Annotated in this window: 15 protein-coding genes and 2 tRNA genes; 10 read left to right on the top strand and 7 right to left on the bottom strand. The window is 51.7% G+C overall.

What is annotated here, in order from left to right; translation table 11 throughout:
• Positions 1–433: 433 nt before the first annotated feature.
• The 5 genes from ABLV75_RS23720 (at position 434) to ABLV75_RS23740 (ending at position 7664) form a co-directional block, all read left to right on the top strand.
• Positions 434–1954: an amino acid adenylation domain-containing protein gene (locus tag ABLV75_RS23720; protein WP_004103551.1), complete on the top strand. Its 1521-nt coding sequence runs from the start codon at positions 434–436 to the stop codon at positions 1952–1954.
• Positions 1955–1956: 2 nt separating this feature from the next.
• Positions 1957–2187 (top strand): acyl carrier protein, encoded by a 231-nt coding sequence (locus ABLV75_RS23725; RefSeq protein WP_004103550.1) that lies wholly within the window; start codon positions 1957–1959, stop codon positions 2185–2187.
• A 65-nt stretch (positions 2188–2252) separates the two neighbouring features.
• Positions 2253–6623, top strand: coding sequence for a non-ribosomal peptide synthetase (locus ABLV75_RS23730; protein WP_004103548.1), 4371 nt, complete (start codon positions 2253–2255; stop codon positions 6621–6623).
• A 36-nt stretch (positions 6624–6659) separates the two neighbouring features.
• Positions 6660–7052 (top strand): nuclear transport factor 2 family protein, encoded by a 393-nt coding sequence (locus ABLV75_RS23735; protein ID WP_004103546.1) that lies wholly within the window; start codon positions 6660–6662, stop codon positions 7050–7052.
• Between the two features lie 114 nt (positions 7053–7166).
• Positions 7167–7664, top strand: coding sequence for a MarR family transcriptional regulator (locus ABLV75_RS23740; protein WP_004103545.1), 498 nt, complete (start codon positions 7167–7169; stop codon positions 7662–7664).
• A 908-nt stretch (positions 7665–8572) separates the two neighbouring features.
• Here ABLV75_RS23740 and ABLV75_RS23745 read toward each other — a convergent pair.
• A tRNA-Asn gene (locus ABLV75_RS23745) sits at positions 8573–8648 on the bottom strand.
• Positions 8649–8842: 194 nt separating this feature from the next.
• On the opposite strand from ABLV75_RS23745, the gene ABLV75_RS23750 reads away from it, so the two are divergent.
• Both ABLV75_RS23750 and ABLV75_RS23755 read left to right on the top strand, forming a co-directional pair.
• Entirely contained in the window at positions 8843–10294 is a 1452-nt protein-coding gene (locus tag ABLV75_RS23750) for an EmmdR/YeeO family multidrug/toxin efflux MATE transporter (protein WP_004103543.1), read from the top strand.
• A 129-nt stretch (positions 10295–10423) separates the two neighbouring features.
• A tRNA-Asn gene (locus ABLV75_RS23755) sits at positions 10424–10499 on the top strand.
• Positions 10500–11319: 820 nt separating this feature from the next.
• Here ABLV75_RS23755 and ABLV75_RS23760 read toward each other — a convergent pair.
• Entirely contained in the window at positions 11320–12774 is a 1455-nt protein-coding gene (locus tag ABLV75_RS23760) for an AMP nucleosidase (RefSeq protein WP_004103542.1), read from the bottom strand.
• Positions 12775–12906: 132 nt separating this feature from the next.
• On the bottom strand, positions 12907–13164 hold the full coding sequence (locus tag ABLV75_RS23765) for a histidine kinase (protein ID WP_004103541.1): 258 nt from the start codon (positions 13162–13164) through the stop codon (positions 12907–12909).
• 174 nt (positions 13165–13338) lie between these two features.
• On the opposite strand from ABLV75_RS23765, the gene ABLV75_RS23770 reads away from it, so the two are divergent.
• On the top strand, positions 13339–14874 hold the full coding sequence (locus ABLV75_RS23770) for an alpha/beta hydrolase (protein ID WP_032704703.1): 1536 nt from the start codon (positions 13339–13341) through the stop codon (positions 14872–14874).
• Here ABLV75_RS23770 and ABLV75_RS23775 read toward each other — a convergent pair.
• Entirely contained in the window at positions 14866–15798 is a 933-nt protein-coding gene (locus ABLV75_RS23775) for a nucleoside recognition domain-containing protein (protein ID WP_004103538.1), read from the bottom strand. The two genes, ABLV75_RS23770 and ABLV75_RS23775, sit on opposite strands and share 9 nt — an antisense overlap.
• Before the next feature lie 226 nt (positions 15799–16024).
• Between ABLV75_RS23775 and pagP the strand changes: the two genes are divergently transcribed.
• Complete coding sequence (pagP, locus tag ABLV75_RS23780; RefSeq protein ID WP_004103536.1) at positions 16025–16600, top strand: lipid IV(A) palmitoyltransferase PagP; 576 nt, start codon at positions 16025–16027, stop codon at positions 16598–16600.
• A gap of 34 nt (positions 16601–16634) precedes the next feature.
• On the opposite strand, the gene ABLV75_RS23785 is transcribed toward pagP, so the two are convergent.
• Genes ABLV75_RS23785 through ABLV75_RS23795 form a run of 3 tightly spaced genes read right to left on the bottom strand, consistent with a single transcriptional unit; the run spans position 16635 to position 21744 of the window.
• Positions 16635–17558, bottom strand: a complete 924-nt coding sequence (locus tag ABLV75_RS23785) for an acyltransferase family protein (RefSeq protein ID WP_162680277.1) — start codon at positions 17556–17558, stop codon at positions 16635–16637.
• Between the two features lie 38 nt (positions 17559–17596).
• Positions 17597–20659 (bottom strand): efflux RND transporter permease subunit, encoded by a 3063-nt coding sequence (locus tag ABLV75_RS23790; protein WP_004103532.1) that lies wholly within the window; start codon positions 20657–20659, stop codon positions 17597–17599.
• Positions 20659–21744, bottom strand: coding sequence for an efflux RND transporter periplasmic adaptor subunit (locus ABLV75_RS23795; protein WP_004103530.1), 1086 nt, complete (start codon positions 21742–21744; stop codon positions 20659–20661). Before ABLV75_RS23795 ends, ABLV75_RS23790 begins: the two co-directional genes overlap by 1 nt.
• Before the next feature lie 538 nt (positions 21745–22282).
• On the opposite strand from ABLV75_RS23795, the gene ABLV75_RS23800 reads away from it, so the two are divergent.
• Positions 22283–22714, top strand: coding sequence for a universal stress protein (locus ABLV75_RS23800; RefSeq protein ID WP_004103525.1), 432 nt, complete (start codon positions 22283–22285; stop codon positions 22712–22714).
• Positions 22715–22718: the final 4 nt, after the last annotated feature.

Genomic DNA, 22718 nt, shown 5'->3' on the forward strand with positions numbered 1-22718 from the left:
ACAGGTTTTTCGTTTGTTTTTTAACAAAAAAGCGATGAGAAAGTGCTATTCCTTGTCTGTTTACTGGACATGAAAGACGATACGGTTTGCACAAATATTGCACGCCAATGGGTGCCTTATGTCAATCAAAAAAATTTATATTTGATTTATGTTTTTTCATGTTATTGATTTTTATGGTTATTATTTTTGTTGGTTTTTTATTTTTTGCTATATGATTTTTTTTTGGAAATCAAATTGACTGGGGATGAGGTTCGAAGATAGACTATTGAAAGCAACGCTTAGTTATGCTTGTGTTGCTTATATGTTGCTTGTTTTGCGGTGTTTGCTTAGAGGCATCTCACGGTAAGCTGGCGGCATTTCTTTAGATCTTTAATTTCTTCTTCAAGAGAAGATTTTATGCGTGTGAACGTTCCTAATTCTCCAGGAGAGAGTGATGACGCATTCAGCATATGTCTATCAGTTAAAGGCTGTCCCTGATATATTTGATGAGATTTCGCAACGTTTTCCGGACAGGGTTGCGTTAATTTTCGATCAAAGAAAAATAACCTATCGAGAACTTGCTGAGCAATGTTCAGCGCTGGCTGCTGTGTTGCAAAATAATTGCCTGATAAAAGGCGATATCGTTGCAATAAAAATAGAACGTAGCCCGGAGTTATATATTTTTATGCTGGCGCTCATGAAAATAGGCGCTGTTATGGTTCCCGTGAACTCGAATAGTCCCGAACGCTATATTGGTGAGGTTTTAAGTGCGGCGGGAGCCAGATACCTGATTAGCGATGATGTAACAAGCGTGCCCGGCGGAGCATGGCACGTCTTGTCGAGCAGGACGCTGATACAAAACTGCACGCAACAAAGAAGCGGGAATTACCCGGTATTAAGTGCTGATGATCCGGCGCTCATATTGATGACCTCTGGTTCAACAGGAAAACCGAAAAGCGTACTGATTGCTCATCGCGGGATTGCCAGACTGGGTCTGCCGGTACCGGCGTTGGGGAATAGCGAGCGGGACTGCTATTTGCAAATTGCAGATATTTCTTTCGCTGCCTCAGCTAATGAAATCTGGATGGCTTTATTGACCGGAGCATGTCTCACGATTGCGCCGCCTGGCTTGCCGGATTTAATGGCCCTGGCACGGCAGATCGAATCGGATAACGTGACGATGCTATTCCTCTCTGGCGGGCTGTTCCGGCTATTTGTCGAGGTTTCGGTCGAAACACTGCATATACCTGATTGTGTGGTGGTGTCGGGAGACTTTGTCAATCCTCGCTTATTTAGCGTGGCAGTGCAGGCCGGTAAAGCCAAAATATTTAATGGATTAGGCTGCACGGAAAATTCAGCGATCTCGTCTCTCTATCATATTCAGTCGGAGGAGCAATTATCCAGTGAATCTCCTGTGCCGGTTGGTACTCCACTCCCTCTGGTTGAGATGGTGGTATTCAATGAACGGTTGCAACCCTGTACCTGCGGTGAATATGGGGAATTATTTATCGCAGGGGCTGGAGTGGCTCTGGGGTATTCCGATCCGCAACTGACGGCGGAAAGGTTTATCACCATACCGTATCAAGGCACTGACATGCTTTTCTATCGTACCGATGATCGGGCAACTTACGACCAGGATCGCAATATCGTCCTGGTCGGACGAGGCAACCATATTTGTAAAATACGTGGCTTCCGCATCAATATCGCCGGTATTGAGCACCTGTTGCGCTTACATCACGCTGTAGAAGATGTGCTGATTGTGGTAGAGGAGACGCCGGATGAACCGCGATTACATGCTTGTTATGTCACGCAGGATGACGGGCTATCCGTAGCGGATTTAAAGAATCACCTCGCAATGCATGCTCCTGCCTGGATGATACCTGAAAAATTTAGCCGTCTGGCGGTACTGCCAATGACCGCTAACGGTAAAAAAGATCGTTTACGGTTAAAAAATTCTTTACTGGAGCAGGTGTAAATATGGACAACGTTGAGCAACAGCTACTCTCGATTTGGCAGGCGATTATTCATTCAGAGGCGATTAACCCGCAAGAAAATTTACTAGACCAGGGTGGTAACTCATTACATTTCATAAAGTTGGCGTCAATGGTAAGCAAGACATTTAATTTGGCTGTCTCGCCGGCGGACATTTTCACTGCCGGAACTATTGCTGCGCTGGCTCAGACCATTCGGCAACGGCAAAAGCTCTAATACCTGGGGTTGGGACTACCAGCAAACAGGAAGGATTTTACAGGGAATTTTAAGAGGGGGATAAAATGCCATCATTCAATAGCGGCGAGTCAAAAAAGGGCTGTTTGAACAAGGAGTGTGGAGAAAGTGCGGTAACGTATCTGCCAGCTACGCCCGGGCAGCAGGCAATGTGGTGGCTGGATAATACGCTGGAGCAGCCCCAATGCTATAACGTGCCGGTGCTGCTGACCGTTAATGCGACACTGGACGCTGATATTATGCAGCGCGCTGTGGCTGAGCTGACCTTGCGCCATGAAATATTCAGAACGCGTTTTGTTTATCTTGACGGTAAATTACAACAGCGTATCGGCGCTGATGGCTATCTCTCTTTTTCCCATCGACAACCAGAGCAGACGGAAACCCCTGAATCCGTCACGGCACAACTGGCGGCTAGCCGTTTATCATTAGCTGAGGGGCCGCTGAGTATCATTAATATGCTCAGTTCAGACTCAGGTACAACCTGGTTAGCATGCTGCTTCCACCACATCATTATTGATGCCCCCTCAGTACGTATTGTCTTGCATGATTTGCTGCGAATCTATTGTGCGCTTGACGAGATGCGCGTTCTGCCAGCGTTTAACGGCACGGGAAGCTATCAGGAATTTACTCGTTGGCAGGCCGCGTCCCTTGCGGCGGCTGAGTGCGAAGATATGCGGGTTTATTGGCGACAGGCACTGCATCCAGCTCCACCCTTGTCGGACCTCCCGGTCGATTTTCCCCGTCGTCTTCGGGAAGATACCAAAGCCGCCTATACCATGCTGGCGCTGAACGAACAGGAAGCGGACTCACTGCAGCGGCACGCGAGATCGTTGTCAATGACTCCATTTATGTATATGTCCATGTGCTGGCAATTTTTCCTCAGCCGTATGAGCGGGCAGAACGATATTACCGTTGGCGTGCCTTTTACTCTGCGGGATCGCAGCGAGTTTGCCGAAACGCCGGGATATATGATCAATACTCTGCCGGTTCGCGTGCAGGTCAATGAAGATGACACGGTCAGCACGCTGGCTGCAAAGGTACGTCAATCTTTTATTGGCGCACATTTCAATAAGCTGCTCCCTTTCAATGAAATTGTCGCACTGTCGCGTGAAAACGCGGGGCAGGACAGTCCTCTATTCAGAACGCTGTTGGTTATGCCCGATACCCGGGGCGATATTTTCAACGACTTGCCTTTTAAAGTCATGCTGGATGACTATTTTAGCCAGATGGCAAAATACGATCTGACGCTGTTCTTTGAAGCGCAACCGCAGTGGAAGCTGACGCTGGAGTATAAGACGGCGTTGTATCACCCGCAGACCATTGACTACTGGATGAAAATCTTTCGTCATTTATTAAGCGCGATGGGCGAGGACGGCGAGGTATTACTGTCATCCCTGAGGCTGTTGGATGCACCGTTAAGTCGTGAACTGGTTGTTCGATCTAGTCTTAAATCGTGCGCGGAGGCCTGGCGATTTGACGCCCTGGCGGCTTTCAATCAGCATGCTATAAGCCACTCTGCGGATACTGCGTTAATTACCGCTAATGGCACACGATCGTATGGTTGGTTAGCGGAACGTTCAGGGCAGATTGCCGCTTACCTACAGCAGCCGTTAAATATCGCACCTGGCAAACGTGTTGCATTATTACTGGAAAGGAATGCCGAGGCGATTGCCACTCTGTTTGGCGTGTTAAAAACCGGCGCGGCCTACATTCCGATCGATCCGCAATACCCGCAAGAGCGAATTGGTTACATGTTGCAGGACGCCAGTGTGGATTGCATCGCCACGACACGATCGCTGGTAGCAAAATTCCCAGTGTCTGGCTCCGTACCTCTGTTGTTAATCGATGATATTCCCCCGGAGTACCCTGGTGAATACTCTTATATCAAAAGAATGCCCGACGATGAGCTGTATATCATTTATACATCAGGTTCAACCGGGCAGCCCAAGGGAGTACGGTTATTAAATAAAACGTTCAATAACCTGATTAAGTGGCAACGAGATGTTTCTGAGTGCGATCAAGGAGATTGTACTCTGCATTTTATGTCACTTTCTTTTGATGTCTCGGTTCAGGAGATCTTCGGCACGTTAGCTGGCGGTGGGTGCTTATATATTGCCAGTGAAGAAGAACGGAGAGATCTGGATCTTCTGCAAGAGGTTATCCAGGAGCAGGGGATTAATCGTCTCTATTTTCCCTATGTTGCTTTGCAACAGTTCGCGCATTTGAGCGCATTGGCCAACAGGCAATTCCCGAGTTTAAAAGAGGTCTACTCCACCGGGGAACAGCTCGTACTCACCGCGGATATTAAACATTTTTTCAGGCAACCCGTTCGCCTGATTAATCTCTATGGTCCCTCAGAAAGTCACGTCTGTTCCGCGTATGTGCTGCCACCGGAAAGCGATAAATGGGGAGATGCAGCGTCCATTGGTTACCCTCTACCCGGATTTACTCTGTTGGTGGTGGATGAGCATTTGCAGCTGGTTCCCGCCGGTGTCGCCGGTGAACTGCTCATCGTTAGCGATTTTCTCTCTCCCGGCTATCACAATAAAAGTGAAGAAAGCGCTCGACGTTTTATCTCTGCTGAGGGCTTTGCCACACAAAGTTGCCACGCATATCGTACCGGTGATCTGGTGAGGCTGGAGCATGACGATCGGTTCAGCTATCTTGGCAGGATAGACAATCAGTTAAAAATTCGCGGTTTTAGGATCGAACCGTCTGAAGTAGAAGCGGCCATCAATGCCCTGGAAGGCGTGCAGGTTTCAGCGGTAGTTGGCAGGGCAGATACTTCAGGAAGCAAGCAGCTCGTCGCTTTTATTGCTGGTTTAATGGATGATAAAAGCAATCAAAAGGATAAGATCAAACGCGGCCTTCGCCTGGTTCTGCCGGAGTATATGGTTCCCACAGAGTTGGTCTTTCTGGATAAGCTGCCTACTACCCCTAGCGGGAAAATCGATCGTAAGGCGTTGCTTAAGGTGGATATTATTGTTGAATCATCCGCGCAGATGCCAGAACGGTCTCTGACGAAAACGCAGGAGCAGGTCAGGGCGCTATGGGAAACGCTATTTCCGGGTCGTCACATCGCACTGCACGATGATTTTTTCGCCATTGGCGGACATTCCTTGTTGGCCACGCAGCTGGTTTTTCTGCTCCGTAAGGCATTCAATTGCGATATTCCTCTACGTTTGTTATTTAATCACCCGACGTTGTTGGCTATGGCAGAGTGCATCGACGGCTATGTTGTCAGTGAAAAAGGGCCCGTCGATACCGTTGATCGTTCCTTTGTTCAGGATGGATACGAACGCATACATTGGCAGGGGGGAGAGTGTTCAACCCCTGGGCTGACGTTGCTCACCGGGGCGACAGGATTTTTAGGCATCTACCTGCTGCGTTCACTGCTATTGGCCGGGACCCAATCCGTGATTTGCCTGGTAAGAGCCAGGACAGATAAGCACGCATTGGCTCGTTTACGTGAAAATGCGATGCGCTACGGAATCGCCGATGAGATTGATTTTTCCCGGGTTGAAGTTTGCCTCGGTGATATTGGTCAGCGCGATTTAGGGTTAAGCCCTGACGCGTATAGTCGGTTGGCAGAGCGAGTGAACACGGTATTCCATGCAGCCGCACAGATTAATTTTTTGCTCTCTTATTCTTCTGTTAAACAGTCAAATGTGCAGGGTACGCTAAATATTTTAGCTTTCTGCGGTTGTGGCGGACGAAAAACGCTCCACTATTTATCCACTATCGCCGTATTTTCTCCACGCTATCCTGAATCGCCTATCGTGGAACATTGTGTGCCGGGGCATCCGGAAGCACTGTCGATTGGTTATACGCAAAGTAAGTGGGTGGCTGAACGCTATGTTATACAGGCCAGAGAACAAGGACTTGATGCTAACGTATTTCGCATCGGACGTATTGGCGGAGACAGCCGAACTGGGGCCTGCCAGAGCGATGATTTTTTGTGGCGCCAGATAAAAAGCTTTATCCAGATGGGATTGGCGCCCGATCCGTCTTCCCTATCAACGGACCTGCTGCCTGTCGACTTTGTCGCTGAAGCGATAGTTGCTTTAGCGCGTTCAGAGGCTACTCGACAGGAGAACTTCCATATTTTCCATCCTCAGAGCATCCGGTTTGACCCGGTATATCGGGCGATTCGTTCTCTGGGCTATCCGTTAGAAACGACTTCTGACGGTGAGTGGTTGCAACAACTTGAGCTGTGTGTCACCCAAGGGCGCGAGGTTGCGCTGGGGCCGGTCATTCATCTCTTTAAAGAGAATTTGTTGGATACTGGCGATAACGCCTATGGTAATCCAGAGACGACTAAGCGTATTACACAACTGGGCTTGCGCTTTCCTGAACTGTCGGAGGAGACTTTCAAACGTATGATTGTTTATTTCCAGCGGCAGAAAGAAATTGTCTAGCAAGACGTTTATCAATTTCATCAAGAGGATAATACAATGGTTCCAGCACTATTTGATAAATATATTTCGGCAGTGATGGAGAAGTCATCGGATAAGCTGGCATCCCTTTTCTCTGTTAATGGACGTTTGTCGTTGCCTTTCCGTCGCAATAGAGAGGTGATTGTTGGCCGTGAAAATATTCGCTTACACTATGCTAATGGCTTTGGCGTTGCGCCCTTACGCTTTACCTCTATAGAGGATGAACGATTCCACTATACGAATAATCCCGATGTCGTCATTGTTGAATATAAACTACATGGGAATACTCTGCCAGATGGGAAACAGTTCTCTTTGTTATATGTTAATGTGATTGAAATAAATGATGGCAAGATAACTGAATTAATAGATTATGAGGATGTTTTGAACAGAGAATATATCTTTCAGGATTAACAGGATGATTCTTATGTTATCAATGGGGGCGAAGGTTAGGATAACTTTTCCTTCCTTGAAGGGTTATGGTAAAATGGTAAGCTTAACTTATTGTATACGGCATCAGGAGAATGTATGGAAATGAATAAAAAAGTGGCTAGTGGTTCCGAGCGCGAAATATCATTGAATCGTCAATTTGAAGATGCCTTAGGGAATTTGCAATGCGTACTTGTTGCACGTCGATCGCTGATTAATCCTGATGGTATTAACTGGCCGCAATACGATACGTTGTATATTTTACGTCAGTTCCAGCCGATGACTCCAAGCGCAATTGGTGAAAAGCTCGGATTTGCGCGTAGTAAAATGTCCAAGATCCTGCGGATGTTGAAAGATAAGCACTTTGTTGAGCAGGAGTCGGCAGAAAGCGACAAGCGAGAAATGCTGACGAGGATTACGGAAAAGGGTATTGAATTCCTGAATTCTGCAGAGTCCAGCAGGCGCATAATGGCTGAGCAGGTGGCATCCTGTATGTCGCAGGGAGAGATTGCTATTTTCGCTGAGCTTTGTACAAGGGCTGCCAATATATTACACGAGAATATTAAAGGTAAACTCGAAGATACCAGTGAAAATTAATAAAGTTTATGGTGATGAAGCGTTAAACGGAGCGCTGGCGTGGTATTCTCTTTGCCGAATATGGAATCGAATATATGGCATTGGAATTTTGCTAAAATGTTGCTATGCGACGATGGTGAAAGTGGACCCGATACTCCGATACTAAGAAAAGATTTTACCGCAGATGGTAAAAAAATGCTGATTCGTATCGTTAATATTTTGTTTGCTAAAACCTTGTCTCATTGCAACGTGCGTTGATGTGCCCGAAACAGGCTTGAGCGGATAGTTTTCTGTCAATATAAAATCAAAGCTGTCTGGCATACTGGCGATAATGGGAGCAGGCCATTGCTCGGATCATGGCCGCAGTTTTTATTTTTCACATAATAGCCTTCAATCGTATCCTCTCGTTTAGCGTATTCTCGCACTACGTCTGGTGAGGACAGGAGTTTTGGCGAATACCTGTAGCAGATATTTCTTTATTTTCAATATATCGATGAATAAATGTGAAAGTAGCAGGTATGCAACTGGTGCATTTTGTTCTCTTCCATCATTGCCCCCGCAAAACAGACAGCCGAGTAAATGATTGCCCCTGCTGATAATGATCGATTCAGCTCTTGCGTACAGAGAAATGATCCCGCTACCGGGTGCATCTGAGGTGCTCAAGCACGGAACGGCCACTCGATGCAGATCTGCCGTCAGGATTAACCAGAAGATAACGTTCGTGCTATGTGAAAATCTTCGCAGGCTTCAGGCTGACAATTGGCGTGTTGTTAAGGGAGAAGTGGGACATGCTATGCGCAACAAAGATAGTGCCCGCATTTCCCGGCACGGAGGAGAAAAAACCAGAAATGCCCCGGGATGTGTTCCCATGCTAGCCTGTTGAATCAATATCTGAAAAAGATTCGCAAGGATAGCTGAAAACAAGAATTTGGCTCCTCTGACTGGACTCGAACCAGTGACATACGGATTAACAGTCCGCCGTTCTACCGACTGAACTACAGAGGAATCGTTGTGGAGTCGTATCTTAGCGGCGAAAAAACTTTTGTCAAACATCAATTCGCCTTCCGCCGCGCAACTGGCGCATCCATCAACAAATTGTTGTTATTAGCGACAATCTATCGGGAAAAATGCTTTGCAGGATTAGCTTTTCTCTATCATCATTTGAAATGTAGTTTCAACTTTTCTCACTAAGGTCTCCCTTGAACGTCACCTCCGCATTACGCCAGTCCGTCGAACGCACGTCCTGGTTTAAAAAACGCAAGACCTATCGCGTCCTCTACTGGCGTGAAATCAGTCCACTTGCGGTCCCGATTTTGCTGGAAAACGCCTGCGTGTTGCTGATGGGCGTGCTGAGTACTTTTTTGGTCAGCTGGCTCGGTAAAGAAGCGATGGCGGGCGTTGGCCTGGCCGATAGCTTCAACATGGTGATCATGTCTTTTTTTGCCGCCATCGATCTCGGTACGACCGTGGTGGTAGCCTTCAGTCTGGGCAAGCGTGACCGGCGGCGGGCAAGGGCGGCAGCGCGACAGTCGCTGGCGATAATGACCCTGTTCTCGATTATTCTCGCGGCGGTTATCCATGCTTTTGGCGCGGAAATTATTAATTTTGTCGCCGGAGATGCGACAGAAGAAGTGAAAGGCCTGGCGCTGACCTATCTTGAGCTAACGGTATTGAGCTATCCGGCAGCGGCAATCGCCCTGATCGGCAGCGGTGCGCTGCGCGGAGCCGGAACCACTAAAATTCCGCTGTTGATCAACGGCGGGATGAATATTCTGAATATCATTATCAGCAGCATCCTGATTTACGGCATTTTTTCGTGGCCCGGCATGGGGTTTGTCGGCGCGGGTCTGGGATTAACCATCGCCCGCTATATTGGCGCGGTGGCTACTATCTGGGTATTAATGATCGGCTTTAACCCGGCGCTGCGCATTTCGCTGAAGAGCTACTTTAAGCCGTTCAACTTCGCCATTATCTGGGAAGTGATGGGCATTGGTATTCCCGCCAGCATTGAATCGGTTTTGTTCAACGGCGGCAAGCTGCTGACTCAGATGTTCGTTGCCGGGATGGGGACAAACGTGATTGCCGGCAACTTTATCGCCTTCTCCGTGGCTGCGCTGATTAACCTGCCCGGGAACGCCCTGGGTTCCGCATCGACAATTATTACCGGCAGGCGTCTCGGAAAAGGGCAGATCGGCCAGGCTGAACGTCAGGCGTGGCACGTCTTCTGGCTATCGACGATCGTATTGACGCTGATCGCCTGGGGAACCGCGCCGTTTGCCGGCCTGATCGCTTCGTTTTATACCAGCGAAGAGGATGTCAAGGTGGTGGTGAAAGAGCTGCTGTGGCTCAACGCCTTCTTTATGCCGATTTGGGCGATGGCCTGGACGTTGCCGTGCGCTTTTAAAGGCGCACGTGACGTGCGTTACACCATGTGGGTATCCATGCTCGGCATGTGGGGCTGTCGCGTCGTGGCGGGCTACACGCTGGGGATTGTGCTGGGTATGGGGGTGATTGGCGTCTGGTTGGGGATGGTGCTTGACTGGGCGGTGCGCGGCGTTTTGTTTTACTGTCGAATGGTCAGCGGGCGGTGGCTGTGGAAATATCCGCGTACCAAAGCGCAGGCAGATGAGAGTCAGGCGCAGCCTGAATAGGCGAGTGATAAGCGGATAAACGCTACTTTTTGCGCAAACTGGAGGATTTTTCGGCAAACGATTTGAAATGTGCAAACAGCCTTTGACAAGATCGGGCGTGATCGATAATATGCGCCTCGTTCAAACGATTCCTCTGTAGTTCAGTCGGTAGAACGGCGGACTGTTAATCCGTATGTCACTGGTTCGAGTCCAGTCAGAGGAGCCAAATTTAAGAAGCCCGCTTAAGGAAACCTAAGCGGGCTTTTTGCTTTCTCTTGCATAGTCACGATTGTGGCAACGCCGGGGCCTTGCCTTCGAACACGGTTTTAAAACCAGGATACCACAAGGGAAACGAGCCCGATCGCGACCGTCCAGAAAAATATAGTTGCTATTAAAATAAACAGGCGGATATTCCCTATGGTTAATTTCATAAAACTGTCTTCCATACTTTTACGAAAATAGTACATTGCTGATGGCGACCGATAAGCTTATCCATGATTGCATATTGGCGACATGTGCAATTTTATCTGTTGTGGTTGAGTAACAAGATATTTGTTGTAAGTAACCTGACGCTATTAAATGATGATTCGATAGCAGAGTAGCGGCCATAGATAACTCTTTGATTATTTTGATCTCTCTTGAGCGCTGCCTGTTCTGTATGGCAGTTTTGTTACACATAAATTTTTTTAATTAATTTAAGGGGTTATGAGACGTAATTCAAGTGTTACCCAGTCTGCTATTGTGCGTTATATGACCATGCGGCAATTGATATAGATATGTTAATGGAATATTTACTTTTATAATCGGCGTGGCAGTTTTTAATTGCGGAAGTTAGCACAATAATATTTTGAGACAAGCAGTGTGGCTACGGTCAGAGAAATAGTTAGCACTAAAGAAATAAATGTTTTAATTTATAGCGAAAGGGTAATGGTGATTATCCCCTGGTCCGAATGACTCTCTTTCTCTAACGCTCAGTCCGGCGGGTGGCCGCGTAAATATGTCACGCCATCCGGACTGAGTTTATTCTGCTCGTGTTATCTATGCGCTTAACGGAACGGCGGTTCGTTGAAGGTTCTCAGCTTGCGCGAATGCATATGGTCGCCTTCGGCGCGTAGTAGGTCAATCGCCCGAATACCAATCTGCAAATGTTCGGAAATCGCCCCTTCATAGAAGCGGTTAGCCTGTCCCGGCAGCTTGATCTCACCGTGCAGCGGCTTATCGGAGACGCACAGTAGGGTACCGTAGGGAACGCGGAAGCGATAACCCTGCGCGGCAATGGTCGCGCTTTCCATATCGATAGCCACCGCGCGGCTGAGGTTAAAGCGCAGCGCCGAGGCCGAGTAGCGCAGTTCCCAGTTACGATCGTCGGTGGTAACCACCGTTCCGGTACGCAGCCGCTGCTTAACCTCTTCGCCGGGCATTCCGCTAACCTGCTTGGTGGCGTCGTAAAGCGCGCGCTGAACTTCGGCGATGCTCGGAATAGGGATATCCGGCGGTAGCACCGCATCCAGCACATGGTCATCGCGCAGATAGGCGTGAGCCAGCACGTAGTCGCCAATCGTCTGGCTTTCGCGCAGGCCGCCGCAGTGGCCAATCATCAGCCAGACGTCCGGGCGCAGCACCGCCAGATGGTCGCAGATGTTTTTAGCGTTAGCCGGGCCTACGCCAATGTTAATCAGCGTGATCCCCTGACCCTCTTTGGTGATCAGGTGCCAGGCCGGCATCTGATGCTTTTTCCACGCCAGATCGGAAATTGCCTCTTCCGGGGCCTCTGTGTCCGCCGTTATCCAGATCCCGCCCGCGCAGGAGAGGGCGATATAGGGGCTATCGGGATCGAGAATTTGGCTACAGCCCCAGCGCACGAACTCATCGACGTAGCGGGTATAGTTGGTAAATAGCATATACGGCTGGAAATGCTCAACCGGCGTGCCGGTGTAATGACGCAGGCGCGCCAGCGAGAAATCGACGCGGCGGGCGTCGAAGTGCGACAGGGGATAGTATTCCGTGGAATGGAACAGGCCATCGGCAGTCTCATCGCCAATTTGCGACAGCTCGGTGGTGGGGAAAAAACGCGTTAAGCCGGCGCTCATTGAACGGTCGAGCGTGAGCTCGGAGCCATCAATCACGTACGGATAGGGGATCTCATGCTGCGATAGCCCGACGGTAATGCAGGCATCGTAATCCTGATACAGCATGGTGAGCTGTTCCAGCAAATAGGCGCGAAACAGTTTAGGATTAGTAATGGTGGTGGTATAGCAGCCGGTATGGGTAAAACGGCCCCAGGCCCGGGTTTTTAAGGCTTTATGCTCCGAGCCGTCCCACGATACCGACAGCTCCGGGTAAACGAACAGTCCTTCCGCACGGGCGCTATTATCGGGAAGCGTATTATGGTGAATATATTCGCCGATAGCTTTACGCAGCGCATTGACCGATTTTTCATAGAGCGCTTCGAGTTGCGTGAGCGCTTCTTCTGGGGTCAGCCTGGCGGCTTTCTGGTTCATGACCTACTCCTTATTTCTGCTCTGCTGACGTTGTGCTTAGTATGTCACAGACTGAAACAGGCGTCGGACAATTTACCCCGCTTAGCTAAGAAAGTACTGAGATTAGAACCCGTTGAAGCTGGACACTATCCATTAACAGGTGGGGGCATTGTCGATAGCGGCCCAGCGATCGGCGCTAAAATGGGTGGCGTTGAGCACCTTTACGGTGAGGGTTTTATCGTTATTAATGCAGTAAAGCGCGTCCGCCAACGGCGTCAGCTTATCGCCTTCCTGTAGACGCCGGGCGCAGGGAGTCAGTTCCGCCACAATCGTTAACTGGCCGCTTTGCAGAACCGCCCAGGTATGTGTAGACGTTGTGGCCTCGCGTAGTTTTTTAATCCACCATTCCATTTGTTAATTCCTGACCGGTTACCCCCGGCGATAATTCCTGTTTGCATCTCATCTGACAATAAGAACAGGCAGTTGGTTTAGTCTATGTTTAAAAAGAGAATCGCAGGATCTGCTGCGCTCCGGGTAATAATCCCACCCGGTGGATAAAGAGATAATTCGGACAGAAATATGGCAATGATGCGTTTTACCCGGCTGCTGAATAAGTCGGGCTTAAGAATGGTCTCGATGGCGAAAAAAGCCATCATTGGTCTACTGGTGGTGGTGGTGGTCTTTTTTATTGGCCGCATTTACGAATCGCAGCGCGGCCCGGCGCTGCACCGCTGGCACACCTGGACGGCGAATGAAATGACCGCCAGCGAGATTGACCTCGCTACTTTTGCTGACTACCAGACGCGGGAAGCGACGATTTTCCGCGATATGAAAAGCCACGTTACCGATGCGCTGAGCGACGATGAAAAAACGGCGATTAACCGTTTTTACGCACAAAGCCTGGTCTATCCGGATAAGTTTCATCCGGACTGGAATCGCTCCTTTATTTTGCTGCCGCAGGGCAAACCGCGCGGCGCGGTGGTGCTGCTGCACGGCCTGACGGACTCTCCCTATAGCGTGCATTATCTGGCGCAGCGCTATCAGCAGCAGGGATTTGTCGCCGTCGCCCCGCGGCTGCCCGGGCACGGTACGGCTCCGGGCGCGCTCACCGCCGTGGACCGCGAGGCGTGGATAGCGACAACCCGTCTTGCGGTGCGCGAAGCGACGCGCCTGGCCGGGGATAACGTGCCGCTGCACGTGGTTGGCTACTCCAACGGCGGGGCGCTGGCGCTAAAATACGCTCTCGATAGCCTGGAGGATAAAGCGCTGCGCCGGCCGCAGCAGATAATCCTGCTGTCGCCGATGATTGGCGTCACCGCCTTTGCGCGTTTTGCCGGACTGGCCGGTTTACCCTCGGTATTTCCGGCTTTTGCCCGCGCGGCATGGCTGAATATCGTCCCGGAATTCAATCCCTATAAATACAATTCGTTCCCGGTTAAGGCCGCAAGGCAGTCATGGCTGTTGTCGCAGGCGCTGCAGCAGCAAATCGTGCAGGAGGCGCAAAATCATCGGCTTTCCGAACTGGCGCCGGTGTTAACGTTTCAGTCGGTGATGGACTCCACGGTGAGCACCCGGGCGGTGGTAGAGTCGCTGTATCGCTATCTGCCGGATAACGGAAGCGAGCTGGTGATTTTCGATATTAACCAGGCGGCGAATCTACGCGCGCTATTCCGTCCCTCGCTCTATTCGGCGGTGAATACGTTATTGCCGCCGGCGCCGCGGCCCTATGCCACCACGGTGATTACTAACGCTGCCCCCGACACCTACGAGACGGTGGCCCGCACCACGCTTGCCGGAACGCGAAGCGAAACCGTGACGCCGCTGCATCTTGCCTGGCCGCAGGATATGTATTCGCTGTCGCACGTGGCGGTGCCGTTCCCGCTGACCGATTCGCTCTATGGCCGGGAACCGGCGGAGAAAAATCGCTACGGGATCAGCATCGGCACGATCTCTTTGCGTGGGGAAACCTCGACGCTGAGCGTCGGGCTGGATACGCTGATGCGCGTGACCTCCAACCCGTTTTTCCCGTGGATGATGGTGAGAATTGACCATCATATAGCCTGCAGCGAGCAGGCTGATGTCGCTGCCTGCCTCCGTCCGGAGCCGGTGGCATCAGAATAGCGTCAGGTGCATCACGGTGCGGATGGCGATCCCGGCGATAGCGCCGGCGGCGGCGAAGCGGAACAGGCGCACGAAGCGCGAGCTGACGCCCAGAAAGATACCGATACCCGGGAGGTCAAACGTCTGTACTAACAGACCTGCCGAGGCGTTGATCTGGCTGATGGTCACTTTTCCCTGCTGCACGAGTTCAGAGATCACGCCGAAATAGGCCGTCCCGCCAGCCACGCATTTGACCAGCGCCGGGAGCACGAAGTTAACCGGGATGTTAAGCCACAGCAGCAGCGGCAGGAGCAGACGCTGGAGCATCTCAATCAGGCCCGCCGCCTGCATAAACCCGACGATAGCCAGCGACAGGATCAGCATGGGCACCGCGCCGAGCGCCAGGCGAATCGCGTCGGAGCCGGCGCTGTTAATCACGGCGATAATCCCCTGGCTGTTCTGTTCGGCCTCGGGCAGCGCTTCGGCCCGCGCGTTTTCAACCATCGATAGCCTGCGGCCGGTGATATGCCAGGTCACCGCGGCGGCGCACAGTCCGCCGACAATGGAGATAACGATAGAGGCCAGCCAGTGCAGGCCAAAGGGCGTTAATGGATAGAATACGTTGCCTTGCCCCATGGCAAACAGCATTGCCAGCGTAGCGGCCATTTGCCGGTCCGAGGCGCCGCGTTTATCCATAATGGCGAGGGTCGCCAGCGGGGCGGCAAAGCTGACAAAATTCATCTGAATCAACGCAAATGCGCTCATTCCGGTTAAGCCGAACGGCTTAAGCAGCGGCGCGAGCCAGCGCACGATGACATCCAGCACCCCGCGTACTTCCAGATATTTCATGACGATGAGCATGACAACCATGATTGGCAGCAGCGTATAAAGGGCCACATCGACGGAGGTTTTTCCCGCCGACATAATAATGCTGATGAAATCCATCTATTTCTCAATCACTGCGGACAGAAAGGATAATTAGCGTCATCATAATCCCACCAGCAAGGAAATGAAATCACCGCAGCGGCTCTCTCTGTCCTGAAATGGGGCCGCAACTGGACTTGCCATTATCGCCAGCCAGCGCACAAAATTTCCTGGCCGATATTTGCAAAGCCTGTTTTTTGTTCTCAAACTGAATTAACACCGGGCGGTTTTCTTTAAGGATAAAACTATGCAACGTTGTCTACGGGTAGCGTGGGGAATTGTGTTTATTTTCGCCTTTTCGGTACAGGCTGAAACGAAGATATATGGCGAGCAGCGCATCAGCGGCTGGTGGAGCTGGTTAAAAAACGATGTCTCGCAGACCTGGAATGAGCCGCAAAACTACGATCTGTATCTTCCGTTTCTCAGCTGGCATAACCGCTTTATGTACGATAAAGAGAAAACGGATAATTATAATGAAATGCCCTGGGGCGGGGGTTTTGGCGTTTCCAGATATAACGCAGAGGGCAACTGGAGTTCTCTCTACGCCATGATGTTCAAGGATTCGCATAACGAGTGGCAGCCGATAATCGGCTACGGCTGGGAGAAGGGGTGGTATCTTGATAGTCGCCGCGATTTTCGCCTGGGACTTGGCGTTACCGCCGGGATCACCGCCCGCGATGACTTTGCCAACTACGTACCCCTGCCGATTATTTTGCCGCTTTTTTCCGCCAGCTATCGCCGTCTGAGCGTGCAGTTCACCTATATTCCCGGCACCTATAATAACGGTAACGTGCTGTTTGCCTGGCTGCGCTACGGTTTTTAAATGCGCTGGCGGTCTTGGCCTGAATCGGCGAACGTCAAATGGTAATCACTTTTTTCACCACCGAATTTGACAGCGCCAGCATTGAAATCAGTACCGAAGTGATAAACGTGAGAACAATCAGCATTAATTTGGTACCCAGTGAGTTAATCGGGATAAAGGCGGTGAGCAGGTGAAAAACGGAGTAGTGGAGAATATAGACGCCGGTCATCGTTTTGCTGATGGTGGCGAGAACGGCCTCTTTAAACTCGCTGTTTTTACGAAACCGAACGCCGTTGGCCGCAATCACCAGCGCGACGACCAGAATATAAATTTGTGAACCGGTAAGAATGAAGGCATTTCTGTCGGCCTTAAACAGGGCGAAAAAGAAATGGCGCTCGTAAAACCAGGTGAAAAGATAAATAAACGGGATGGCGATCATCGCCCCTTTAACCACTTTTTCGCGCCTGAGCCAGCCGGCGACGAGCGGATCGCTGAACAGCTGACCGGTCAGATAAAACAGCAGCCATGTCCATAGCCGATACTGCGGCGCCAGGCTCAGCGCATGGATATCAGGGTACAGCGCGGACAAAAGATCGTAACCATAAGAGAGCAGCAGCAGCGAGAAAACTGCAGCAAAAAACAGTTTACGCCGCTGGCTGAGCCACTCGATGACCGGGTGAAAGGTGTAAATCACGATAAACGCAAAGACAAACCACGGCTGGATAAGATAGCCGCGCTGATAAGGCTCCCACAGATAGTACACCGTCATCCAGAACAGAAAGACGATAACCACGCTTTTGATTTTGCCCATTTGCCACTGCGAATCGTGGCGGGACTGCGAGTCGAGATAACCGGCCACCACAAAAAACAGCGGCGTGGCGATAGTCGAAATAAACGTCAAAAACCCGAGGATCCAGTGATAGTCGTAATCATAGCTATCCCAGGTGTTGTAGATGGTGAAGAAGGTCACCGCCGTCATGCATCCCAGCGTTTTGATAATATTTAACCCGGTACTATTCATGGTTGTCGCTTCATGTCCTTATTGTGGAAACAGGCGTAAATTACCGGCAGAACCAGCAGCGTCAGAATAGTAGCAAAACCCAGACCAAACATGATAACAACCGCCATGCTCTGGAAGAAAACGTCCAGTAGTAAAGGCGCCAGGCCAAGCACGGTGGTAAATGCCGTCAGCAGGATAGGACGTAAACGCGACGTGGCGGCATAAATAATCGCCTCCTGCTGCTCTTTTTCCTGCTTCTGCTGTTCAATCTCCTCAACCAGCACGATGCCGTTACGGATCAGCATTCCGCTCAGGCTGAGCAGACCGATCAGCGCCATAAAACCAAAGGGGATGCCGGTGATTAAGAAGCCCGGCGTTACGCCAATCAGCGCCAGCGGTACGGTCAGCCAGATGGCAATCGCATTTTTTAGCGAACTGAACATCAGTACGGTGATGATAAACATCACCAGGTAACCCAGCGGCAGGGTTGTGAACAGTCCCTGCTGCGCCTCGCTGGAGTTTTCCGCATCACCACCCCACTCGATGCTGTAGCCGTGCGGCAGCACCAGCGCATCGATCTGCGGTTTCACGCGGGAGAGGATATCCCCGGAGGTCTGGTTGCTGAGCGGGTCGGGATCGGTCTGCACCGTCAGCACGCGGCTGCGGTCGCGGCGCAGGATCAGCGGATCCTCCCATTCAAGGTGAAAGCCGCTGACCACGTTACTGAGCGGAATATACTGCTGGCGGCTTTGGCTCCAGACCAGCACGTTATTTAAGTGATTCGCATCCTGGCGCTCGGCGGCGGGTGGGCGGACTATCACCGGCAGCAGGTCGGCACCCTCACGGTACAGTCCCGCGCGGCTGCCGGAGAAGTTCATCTCCAGCGCGTTATCGATATCCTGTTTATCGACGCCCAGTTCGCGCCCAAGGGCGGTGGAGTACTGGGGACGGATAACTTTACTGCGGTTTTGCCAGTCGTTGCGAACGCCATCGGTGGCCGGGTCTGCGGAGAGGATATCGCCAACCTGGCTGGCGATCAGGCGCAGTCTGTCTGGGTCGGGACCTTTGATCCGCACCTCGATGGCGCTGTCGCCGGAAGGGCCGAACATCACGCGTTTTGTGCTGGCGTTCACCTGCGGATAGTTACGCGCAATATAGCGATCTACATGCTGCGTCAGGGCGGCAATGCTGCGCTGGTCGTCCATTCGCACCATGATCTGCGCATAGTTGCTGTACTGCCGTTGCCCGCTGTAGGTCAGGATAAACCGCATACTGCCCTGGCCGACGGTAGCCACGGTGGTGACGACTCCGGGCTGGCCGTTAATGGCAGTCTCAATATCGCTGGTCATCTTTTCAGTGGTCGCAATATCGGTACCGTAGGGAAGCCAGAGATCGACAAAGAAAATGGGCGTGTTTGAAGAGGGGAAAAAGTTTTGTCGCACCGAACCAAACCCCCAGATAGCGGCGGCCAGCAGCGCCGCCATGACGGTCAGGGTGACGGTTTTGCGCAGCAGAAGGGCCTGCAGAGTCAGCTGATACAGGCGGTAAAAGCGTCCGCCGTACGGGTTGGTATCGGCCTGCGCCACCGGCTGCGATTGAGGCTTAAACAGCCACCATTTAATGAGCACCGGGGTAATGGTCAGCGCCGAGAACCAGCTCAGCATGAGCGAAATCAGCAGTACCTGGAACAGCGATTTACAATATTCCCCGGTCGAGTCCTGCGACAGCCCAATCGGCGCAAAGGCAAGAATCGCAATCACCGTGGCCCCCAGCAGCGGCAGGGCCGAACGGCGAATCACATAATTAATTGCCGTAAGTCGCGTCGATCCCTGCTGGCGGGCGATCAGCACGCCTTCGACGATAACGATAGCGTTATCGACCAGCATGCTCAGGGCGATAATCAATGCCCCCAGCGAAATACGCTGCAGCTCGATCCCCCACAGATACATAATCAGCAGCGTGCCGAGTACGTTGAGCGCCAGCGACAGGGCGATAATAATACCGCTGCGTACGCCCATAAAGATCAGTAGTACGCCAACGACAATCGCCAGCGCCATCAGAAAGTTGGTGATAAAACCGTTGACCGAATGGGCGACTTCCGCCGCCTGATCGTAGAACAGGTCAATGTTGATCCCGGCCGGTTTTTCCGCCGACATCTGCGCCAGTTTGTTTTGCAGCGCACGGCCAACATCAATCACGTTAACCCCGGGGATAAACGACACCCCCATGGTGACCGCCTGGCGACCGTTGGCGTGGTAAATGCTGGAGGGCGTTTCGCTCAGCCCGCGCGAGAGCGTGGCAATATCGCGCAGCCGCGTCGCCGTTCCCGAACCGTGCGGGCTGATTAACAGATCGCCCAGCTCGTCGAGGTTGGCAAACTCGCCCGTGGGATGCAGGCGGATCGATTCGCTGCCGGATTTAATTTCTCCGGCGTTAGAGACGACGTTCAACCGGCTGAGGATCGCCGCCAGCTGGTTGAGCGTAATCCCGCGGGCGGCCATTTTCGCCAATGAGATATCAATGTTGATTTGCTGGGGGATCGCCCCGCCGATGGCGACTTTACCGACGCCGGGCACCAGCACCAGTTCACGGCGCAGCTGCTCGGCATAGCGAACCAGCTCAGGGTTGGTAAAGCTCTCGCCGGAGAGGGCGAAGAAGAAGCCAAAGACATCGCCAAAATCGTCATTCACGAACGGAGAAGCGACGCCGGGCGGGAACTGGCGAGCGGCGTCGCCAACCCGGCGGCGCAGTTCATCCCAGATTTGCGGCAGCTCGCTGGAGTGGTAGTGCGAGGCGATGTTGACGGTAATTTGCGACAGGCCGTTAGAGGAAATGGAGCTGACGTTATCGAGATAGGGCAGCTGCTGCAGCGCGTTCTCCAGCGGCAGGGTGACTTCTTCTTCCACCTGCTGCGCTGAAGCGCCGGGATAATGGGTAACCACCACCGCGGTTTTGATGGTAAACGCCGGATCTTCCAGCCGGCCGATGTTCAGCAGAGCGAAGATCCCGCCGATGCCCAGCAGTAAAATAGTCAGCCAGACGCGGATTGGATTGTTAATAAACTGGCGGGAGATATCCATTACAAACCTCGTTCACGCGTCCAGATTCGAACCGGTTGTTGCGCATGTAATTCGCTGACGCCCGCCGCCACCACGCGTTCGCCGACGCTGAGCCCTTCGGTAATCACCACGCCCTGTGAGGTGATCTGACCCACGCCAACTTTGCGCTCTTCCAGATGGAGCCGATCGCCGCTGCCCTGAACCACCCACACGTGGGGTTCGTTGCGCGGGCGATTATCCGGATTAAACACCGCTTCGACAGGCACCACGACCGCATTTTTGCCGGCGCTGGCGGGCAGGTTCGCCAGATTAACCGTCACCGTTCCGCTCACGCCGCCGACCGAGGGGAAGTCGGCAGGTCGCGGCATGGTCAGTATGATTTGCCAGGTGAGCGTGCTGCTGTCGCTGCTGCCGGTATGTTCTTTGTATTCGGCGGTAAACTGGCGATCCGGCATGGCGTTAATTTTAACCACCGGACGATACTGCGCGTTGCGAATATCCAGCGCAGTAAAGAGGTTTTCCGGAACGCTAAACACCACGTCGAGCAGATCGGTTCGCGTCAGGGTGACAATCGGCTGTCCGGCGGCGACCACCTGATGGTTACGTACCGGAACGTTGGCGGCTACGCCGCTGAACGGTGCGGTTAGCGTCGTTTGCGACAGCTCTTCCCGGGCTATTTTTAGCGCGGCATTAGCGGAGTCGCGGTTGGCTCGCTGGATATCCATTTCCGCTTTTGAAATCGCCTGACGACCGGCCAGGGTCTGGAATCGATCGAATTGCCGCTGGGCGAGGGTGGCAGCGGTTTGCCGCTCATTCACCCGCTGCTGCGCTTCCCGGGCGTTAAGCCGGGCAAGTGTCTGCCCCTGAGTCACATTAGCTCCCTGGCGCACATCAAGAGATTCAATCTGGCCGCCGCGTTTGAAAGAGAGGTCAGTGGAGTCTCCGGACTCAATACGGGCGGGGAATACGCGCTGCTGTGACTCGCCGATAGCCACCACCTCAGCGACCTTAACCATCCGCGGTAACGGCGTAATTTCTGGCGCTTTCCGATCGCAAGCCGTTGTTATTAAAATAACAAGCGGGATGAGAGAAAAATAACGGTTCACTGTATTCCCCTCGAAGTAAAAGGCTATCTTTTACATATTATTCACAATCGCTGTGTTTATTCAGCGAGGGCCGAAACAACCCAATAAGTAATTAACCCGGTAGCCGTACAGGCGATTATTGCCAGGGCAATAAACAGGCTCAGGCGAAACAGACTGTAACCGAACATTGTTCCTCCTTTAGCTCTAATGCTTAGCTAAGTAAATTCTTATCTTAATAATTATTGTGGGGCGGCAGAAAGTGAACAAGCCACTGATAATGAGGATAGTCGCAGTAAAACAGAAATGTTAAAAAGAGCAAAAATTACGGTGATGGCGACGATTTTACCGGGTTGGCAGTTGAATTGTCTGGCTGTGCCTGACTCTGTGATATTTTTCAATATATTAATTGGCGGGTTAATCATGTTAACCGTGGTGTGCTACGTTTAATTATACCTACACGTCCAGCAAATTTTGTTCTTGAGATTTCCTCCTCAGTACCAGCGCCAGTGCCTGGGCTGTTTTCACCACCTTTTTTATAGGTAATAAAAGGATTGTCTCTATGTATAAAAATATCCTCGTGCCGGTTGATGTGTTTGAAATCGGTCTGGCGGACAAGGCCTTGTCCCACGCCCAATTCCTAGCACAAAGCTCCTCCGGAAAGATTCATCTTCTTCACGTGATTCCCGCTTTTTCTCCAGTGCTGACGCGCGGCTTTATTTCCGATGCACGGAAAATGGAAGATTATCTGATGAATACTTCTAAGGAAAAGCTGGTTGAACTGGTTAAAAAACTCACGCTGGCGGAAAACGATATGCAGATTCACATTCGCAGCGGCAACATTCGCGATGAAGTGACCAAACTGGCCGATGAGCTGAAGGCGGATGTGGTGATAATCGGCTCGCGTAACCCGAATATTCAGACGCATCTGCTGGGGTCGGAGGCGGCAGGGATCGTTCGCTATGCCCATGTTCCGGTTTTTGTGGTGCGCTAAGGAC

The sequence above is a fragment of the Klebsiella sp. CN_Kp066 genome, assembly GCF_040065135.1.
Taxonomy (GTDB): Bacteria; Pseudomonadota; Gammaproteobacteria; order Enterobacterales; family Enterobacteriaceae; genus Klebsiella; species Klebsiella oxytoca.